The sequence below is a fragment of the Streptomyces sp. CA-249302 genome (genome assembly GCF_050936785.1).
Lineage (GTDB): Bacteria > Actinomycetota > Actinomycetes > Streptomycetales > Streptomycetaceae > Streptomyces.
This window is the reverse complement of the sequence record NZ_JBNJMG010000001.1, coordinates 6,043,973-6,050,000: the sequence shown is the minus strand read 5'-3', so window position 1 is coordinate 6,050,000 and position 6,028 is coordinate 6,043,973. Positions and strand designations below refer to the sequence as shown.

The window sequence follows — 6,028 nt, the reverse complement described above, 5'->3', positions numbered from 1 at the left end:
ACAGGAGAGGCACAGTGCGCTGTGTGCCGATCCGGGCTATGTGGAGGGGGTGCTGCGGGATGGTGCGGAGAGGGCTCGGGCGATGGCCCGGCCGACCGTGGATGCCGCTTATCGCGCAATCGGGCTGCTGTCGGCTGCTTTTGATACGGGCGCGGGTGTGGTGCTGAACGCCGCTCGGTAGGCGCGTGGGCTGGTGGCGAGGCGCGATGCGAAGTGCTGGCGCATCGTGACCTCGCTGCCGAAGCCGGCGCGTCGGGCCACCTCCGGCATGGGCAGGTCGGTGCGTTCGAGGAGTTTCTGGGCGGCGACGACGCGCTGGTCGAGGAGCCAGCGGAGCGGGGTCGTGCCGGTCTCCGCCGTGAAGTGGCGGGCGAAGCTGCGGGCGGACATGCCGGCGTGGGCTGCCAGGCCGGCGACGGTGAGCGGTTCGTGCAGGTGGCGCAGGGCGTGTTCGCGTACGGCGGCGAGGGTGTCGGCGTCGCGGTCGGCGCGCGGGGTGGGGTGCTCGATGAACTGTGCCTGCGTGCCGGTGCGGAAGGGGGCGGTGACCATCGAGCGGGCGATGGTGGCGGCGGCTTCGGCTCCGTGGGACCGGCGGACGAGGTGGAGGCAGAGGTCGATGCCGGCTGCGGTGCCGGCGGCGGTCCAGATGTTGTCGTCCTCGATGAAGAGGGCGTCGGGGACGACGGTGACCTGGGGGTGGTGTGCGCGGAAGAGGCTGATCAGGTTCCAGTGGGTGATGGCGCGGCGGCCGTCGAGGAGGCCGGCCTGGGCGAGGGTGAAGGCGCCGCCGCAGAGGGCGGCGATGGTGGTGCCGCGGGCGTGGGCGCGGCGGAGGGCGTCGAGGACGGGGGTGGGTGCGGGGGTGAGGTGGTCGTCGAGGCCGGGGACCACGACCAGGTCGGCTCGGGCCAGCCAGGTGAGGGTGCGGTCGGGGAGGAGGGCCATGCCGCCGCGCATGGGGACGGGGGTGGTGGTGTCGGTGGCGACGCGGCGGAGGTCGAAGGCGGGGGCGCCGCGGTCGGTGCGGTCGCTGCCCCAGACCTCCGTGATGACGGAGACGTCGAAGGCGCGGATGCCGGGGAAGGCGAGGAGGGCGATGCGGTAGGGGCTTGCCGGAGTTGCCACGACTGGCAGTAAACCATCGATCGATGGCTTCTGTGCCTCTGGGGCCGGGGTGGACGCGCCTCCAGGATTGGGGGCATGGACATCGCAGAGAACGCAGCGCTGGTGGTCGTGGACGTGCAGAAGGGCTTCGAGGAGGCCGAGTTCTGGGGGCCGCGGAACAACCCCGGGGCCGACGACAACATCGCCGAGCTCATCGACGTATGGCAGGCGACGGGGCGGCCGGTCGTCTTCGTGCGGCATGACTCGACGAAACCGGAGTCGCCGCTGCGGCCGGGGTACGAGGGGAACGACCTGAAGGACTACGTACAGGAGAGGAGGGGGAAGGGTGCCGGGCCGGAGCTGTTCCTCACGAAGACCGTGAACTCGGCCTTCCTCGGGTCGCCGGATCTGGGGGCCTGGCTGACGGAGGCCGGGATCTCGCAGTTCGTGCTGGCGGGGATCCAGACCAACATGTGCGTGGAGACGACGGCCCGGATGGGCGGGAATCTCGGGTACGACGTGGTGGTGGCGTACGACGCGACGTACACCTTCGATCTGGCGGGACCGTTCGGCTGGCGGCGGAGTGCGGACGAGGTCGGGCAGGCCTCGGCGGTGTCGCTGCACGGGGGCGGGTTCGCGCGGGTGGTGACCACGCGGGAGGTGGTGGACGCGGCGGGGTGACCGCCCCCGGGGCGGGTGTGGGTCAGTCCTTGTTGCCGGAGGCGAGTGCGCGGCTGCGGTCGCGGGCGGCTTCGAGGGCGGCGATGAGGGCGGCTCGTACGCCGTGGTTCTCGAGTTCGCGGATGGCGTTGATGGTCGTGCCCGCGGGGGAGGTGACGTTCTCGCGGAGCTTGACCGGGTGTTCGCCGCTGTCGCGGAGCATGGTGGCGGCGCCGATCGCGGACTGGACGATCAGGTCGTGGGCCTTGTCGCGGGGCAGGCCGAGGAGGATGCCGGCGTCCGTCATGGCCTCGACGAGATAGAAGAAGTACGCCGGACCCGAGCCGGACAGTGCCGTGCAGGCGTCCTGCTGGGACTCGGGGACGCGGAGCGTCTTGCCGACGGCGCCGAAGATCTCCTCGGCGTGGGCGAGGTGGTCGGCGGTGGCGTGGGTGCCGGCGGAGATGACGGACATGGCCTCGTCGACGAGGGCCGGGGTGTTCGTCATGACGCGGACGACCGGGGTGCCTTCGGCGAGGCGCTCCTCGAAGAAGGAGGTGGGGATGCCCGCGGCGCCGCTGATGACCAGGCGGTCGGCGGGGACGTGCGGGGCGAGTTCGGTGAGGAGGGTGCCCATGTCCTGCGGCTTGACCGTGAGGATCAGGGTGTCGGCGGTCTTGGCGGCTTCCGGGTTGGTGACCGGGGTGACTCCGTAGCGGTTGCGGAGTTCTTCGGCTCGCTCGGGGCGCCGGGCGGTGACCAGGAGGTCGGCCGGGGCCCAGCCGCCCCGGATCATCCCGCTGAGCAGGGCTTCGCCGATCTTGCCGGTGCCGAGGACTGCGACTTTCTGGGTCATGGGCCCATCCTCGCACCGGCGGTGGACGACCGGGGGTGGCTGTCCGGCTGGCGGAACGCCGTCACGCCGTGCGCCTCCTGAGGGTGGCCGCGCCCAGGCAGAGGACCAGCAGGGCGCAGCCCGCGACGATGAGCACGTCCCGGACGAAGGTGGCGGTCATGTCGGTGTGTTTGAGGACCTCGTTCATGCCGTCGACGGCGTAGGACATGGGCAGGACGTCGGAGATGGCCTCCAGGACGGGGTGCATGTTGTCGCGGGGTGTGAACAGGCCGCAGAGGAGGATCTGGGGGAAGATCACGGCCGGCATGAACTGGACGGCCTGGAACTCGGAGGCCGCGAAGGCGGAGACGAAGAGGCCGAGGGCGGTGCCGAGCAGGGCGTCGAGGAGGGCGACCAGGAGCAGCAGCCAGGGGCTGCCGATGACGTCGAGGCCGAGGACCCAGAGCGCGAGGCCGGTGGCGAGGGCGGACTGGATGATCGCGAGGAAGCCGAAGGCGAGGGCGTAGCCGGCGATCAGGTCGCCCTTGCCGAGGGGCATGGCGAGGAGGCGTTCGAGGGTGCCGGAGGTGCGTTCGCGCAGGGTGGCGATGGAGGTCACCAGGAACATCGTGATCAGGGGGAAGAGCCCGAGGAGCGAGGCGCCGATGTTGTCGAAGGTGTGCGGGCTGCCGTCGAAGACGTAGCGCAGCAGGACCAGCAGCAGGCAGGGGACCAGGATCAGCAGCGCGATGGTGCGCGGGTCGTGGCGGAGCTGGCGCAGGACCCGGGCGGCGGTGGCGGTGGTGCGGGAGAGGTTGAGCGCGCTGGTGGGCGCGGGCTTGCTCGTCGTACCGGAGATGGTCGTCGTGGTCATCGGGTCGTCTCCTTCTCGCGGGCGGCCGCGGTGGCCTGGTCGACCAGGTGCAGGAAGGCCGCCTCGACGGTGTCGGAGCCGGTGCTGGTGCGCAGGGCGTCCGGGGTGTCGTCGGCGAGGATCTCGCCCTGGCGCATGAGGAGGAGGCGGTGGCAGCGCTCGGCCTCGTCCATGACGTGGGAGGAGATGAGGAGGGTGGCGCCGCGGGTGGCGGCGATGTCGTGGAAGAGGTTCCACAGCTCGCGGCGGAGGACGGGGTCGAGACCGACCGTCGGCTCGTCGAGGACCAGGAGTTCGGGCGTGCCGAGCAGGGCCACCGCCAGGGAGACGCGGCTGCGCTGGCCGCCGGAGAGGTTGCCGGCGAGGGAGTCGGCGTGCGAGGTGAGGTCGACGTCGGTGAGGACGCGGTCGACGTCCTGGCGGCGCTCGGCGCCGGTGCGGCCGGGGGCGAGGACCGCGGTGAAGTAGTCGAGGTTCTGGCGGATGGTCAGGTCGTCGTAGACGGAGGGGGCCTGGGTGACGTAGCCGATGCAGGTGCGCAGGGTGGGGTGGCCGGCGGGGCTGCCGAGGACCTCAAGGGTGCCGGTGACCTTGGCCTGGGTGCCGACGATCGAGCGCATGAGGGTCGACTTGCCGCAGCCGGAGGGGCCGAGCAGGCCGGTGATCTGACCGCGCGGGACGGTGAAGTCGAGGCCGCGCAGGACGGTGCGGGGGCCGCGGACGACCGTGAGGGCCTCGGCGCGGACGGCGGGGGCGGCGAGGGTCCGCTCCGGGTCGGGGTCGGGTGGCGCGGCGGCGTCCCGGTTTATATTCATCATGTGCTGAACATTCCTCTTCCCGACAGGCCGTGTCAAGCGGGTTGTGCTGGACGGCGCAGGCGCGTGTCGGCGTGAACGGAGGGAGGTGGTCCGGTTCGTACGCCTCCGCCGTCATCTCGGCGAAACACGAACCTGGTGCGCGATCAACTCCCTTTCCCGACAATGGATTTCAGTGCGAGGTCATATGCCGGTCATATGCCGAGCACGTCCGTTCGCCGTGCCCTCCCCCGGTGCGGCGCCCACGCATCTCCCGCTGGTCAGCTGCTCACAGGAGGTGCTCCCGTCATGCGCATGCGCACTGACGTACGCAAGGCCGATCTGTCCGCTTCTCTCGTCGTGTTCCTCGTCGCGCTGCCGCTGTGCGTCGGCGTCGCCATCGCCTCCGGAGTGCCGGCCGAACTGGGACTGGTCACCGGGATCGTCGGCGGGCTGGTCGCCGGGGCGCTGCCCGGCAGCAGCCTCCAGGTGAGCGGGCCGGCGGCGGGCCTGACCGTGCTCGTCTACGAGGCCGTGGACTCGTACGGCGTCGAGGCGCTCGGGGTGCTGGTGTTCGGGGCCGGTCTGGTGCAGCTCGGGCTCGGGGCACTGCGGCTCGGGCGGTGGTTCCGGGCCGTGTCCGCGGCCGTGGTGCAGGGGATGCTCGCCGGGATCGGGCTGGTGCTGGTCGCCGGTCAGGTGTACGCGCTGGGCGACGCCAGCGCGCCGGCGAGCGGGCTCGGGAAGCTCGCCGGGCTGGTGTCGCTGCCGGGGCGGGCTGATCCGACGGCGTTGTCAGTGGGTGCTGCCACTATTGCCGTATTGCTGCTGTGGCCGCGTTGGCGCAGGGGGGCACGGGTGGTGCCTGCGCCGCTGGTGGCGGTGGCTGTGGTGTCGGCGGTGACCGGGCTGTTCGACCTGGGGGTGCGACGGGTCGAGGTGCGCGGGTTGTTCGATGCGGTACGGGTCCCGGGGGCGGCGGACTTCGGGCGGTTGACGGAAGTGGGGGTGATCGGGACCGTCGTGGCGTTCGCGTTGATCGCGTCGGCGGAGTCCTTGTTCAGCGCGGCTGCGGTGGACCGGCTGCACCGGGGGTCGCGGACGGACTACGACCGGGAGTTGATGGCGCAGGGCGCGGGGAACGCGGTGTGCGGGGTGCTGGGTGCGCTGCCGATGACGGCGGTGATCGTGCGCAGTGCGGCGAACGTGCAGGCGGGGGCGCGTACGAAGGCCTCCCGGGTGCTGCACGGGGTGTGGCTGCTGCTCTTCACGGCCGTCGTGCCCGGGGTGCTCGGGGTGATTCCGGTGGCGGCGCTGGCCGGGCTGCTGGTGCACGCCGGCTGCAAGCTCGTGCCGGTGCGGGAGGTGCGCGGGCTGTGGCGCGGACATCGGGGTGAGGTGGTCGTTCTCGCGGTGACCGCGGGGGCGATCGTCGTCGGCAATCTGCTGGAGGGGGTGCTGGTGGGGTTGGCGTTGGCCGTGGCCAAGACGGCGTGGGAGGCCAGCCATGTGCACGTCGAGACGGAGGACCGCGGGGAGGCGGGGATCGTCGTCCGCGTCCTGGGCCATGCGACGTTCCTGCGGCTGCCGAAGCTGCTGGACGCGTTGGAGGCGCTGCCGCGCGACCGGGCGGTGCGGCTGGAGCTGGACGGGCTGCGGCATGTGGACCATGCGTGCGCGGCGGCCTTGGAAGGGTGGGCGGCCGCGCACGGGCGGTATGGAGCGGCGACGATCACGAGGTCGTCGTAGACCCCGGCG

General features: G+C 71.8%; 7 protein-coding genes (1 of these 7 only partly in view). 3 read left to right on the top strand and 4 right to left on the bottom strand.

What is annotated here, in order from left to right; genetic code table 11:
- Positions 1-181, top strand: the 3' portion of a protein-coding gene (gene trpS, locus ACQEWB_RS27300) for a tryptophan--tRNA ligase (RefSeq protein ID WP_432835413.1). Its footprint begins 857 nt before the window's first position; only the last 181 of its 1,038 coding nucleotides appear in the window; its start codon lies beyond the left edge, outside the window; it ends in the stop codon at positions 179-181.
- Here the strand turns inward: trpS and ACQEWB_RS27295 are convergent.
- The gene (locus tag ACQEWB_RS27295; protein ID WP_432835411.1) at positions 109-1,128 is read right to left on the bottom strand and encodes a GlxA family transcriptional regulator; all 1,020 of its coding nucleotides are present in this window, start codon (positions 1,126-1,128) and stop codon (positions 109-111) included. The two genes, trpS and ACQEWB_RS27295, sit on opposite strands and share 73 nt — an antisense overlap.
- Positions 1,129-1,203: 75 nt before the next feature.
- On the opposite strand from ACQEWB_RS27295, the gene ACQEWB_RS27290 reads away from it, so the two are divergent.
- The gene (locus tag ACQEWB_RS27290) at positions 1,204-1,788 is read left to right on the top strand and encodes a cysteine hydrolase family protein (RefSeq protein WP_432835409.1); all 585 of its coding nucleotides are present in this window, start codon (positions 1,204-1,206) and stop codon (positions 1,786-1,788) included.
- Between the two features lie 22 nt (positions 1,789-1,810).
- Here the strand turns inward: ACQEWB_RS27290 and proC are convergent, their stop codons facing one another.
- The 3 genes from proC to ACQEWB_RS27275 all read right to left on the bottom strand — a co-directional run bounded on the left by proC (position 1,811) and on the right by ACQEWB_RS27275 (position 4,294).
- Entirely contained in the window at positions 1,811-2,623 is an 813-nt protein-coding gene (proC, locus tag ACQEWB_RS27285; protein ID WP_432835407.1) for a pyrroline-5-carboxylate reductase, read from the bottom strand.
- A gap of 61 nt (positions 2,624-2,684) precedes the next feature.
- Positions 2,685-3,476, bottom strand: a complete 792-nt coding sequence (locus ACQEWB_RS27280) for an ABC transporter permease (protein ID WP_432835405.1) — start codon at positions 3,474-3,476, stop codon at positions 2,685-2,687.
- A complete protein-coding gene (locus tag ACQEWB_RS27275) occupies positions 3,473-4,294 on the bottom strand; it encodes an ABC transporter ATP-binding protein (RefSeq protein ID WP_432835403.1) in 822 nt (273 codons plus the stop codon). Before ACQEWB_RS27275 ends, ACQEWB_RS27280 begins: the two co-directional genes overlap by 4 nt.
- A 291-nt stretch (positions 4,295-4,585) precedes the next feature.
- Between ACQEWB_RS27275 and ACQEWB_RS27270 the strand changes: the two genes are divergently transcribed.
- On the top strand, positions 4,586-6,019 hold the full coding sequence (locus ACQEWB_RS27270) for a SulP family inorganic anion transporter (protein ID WP_432844041.1): 1,434 nt from the start codon (positions 4,586-4,588) through the stop codon (positions 6,017-6,019).
- The last annotated feature ends 9 nt before the right edge of the window (positions 6,020-6,028 follow it).

What these genes read in the sequence shown, in the direction of transcription:
- ACQEWB_RS27275 (WP_432835403.1), bottom strand. Translation starts at nt 4,294, where the DNA reads ATGATGAATATAAACCGGGACGCCGCCGCGCCACCCGACCCCGACCCG.
- ACQEWB_RS27280 (WP_432835405.1), bottom strand. Translation starts at nt 3,476, where the DNA reads ATGACCACGACGACCATCTCCGGTACGACGAGCAAGCCCGCGCCCACC.
- ACQEWB_RS27270 (WP_432844041.1), top strand. Translation starts at nt 4,586, where the DNA reads ATGCGCACTGACGTACGCAAGGCCGATCTGTCCGCTTCTCTCGTCGTG.
- proC (WP_432835407.1), bottom strand. Translation starts at nt 2,623, where the DNA reads ATGACCCAGAAAGTCGCAGTCCTCGGCACCGGCAAGATCGGCGAAGCC.
- ACQEWB_RS27290 (WP_432835409.1), top strand. Translation starts at nt 1,204, where the DNA reads ATGGACATCGCAGAGAACGCAGCGCTGGTGGTCGTGGACGTGCAGAAG.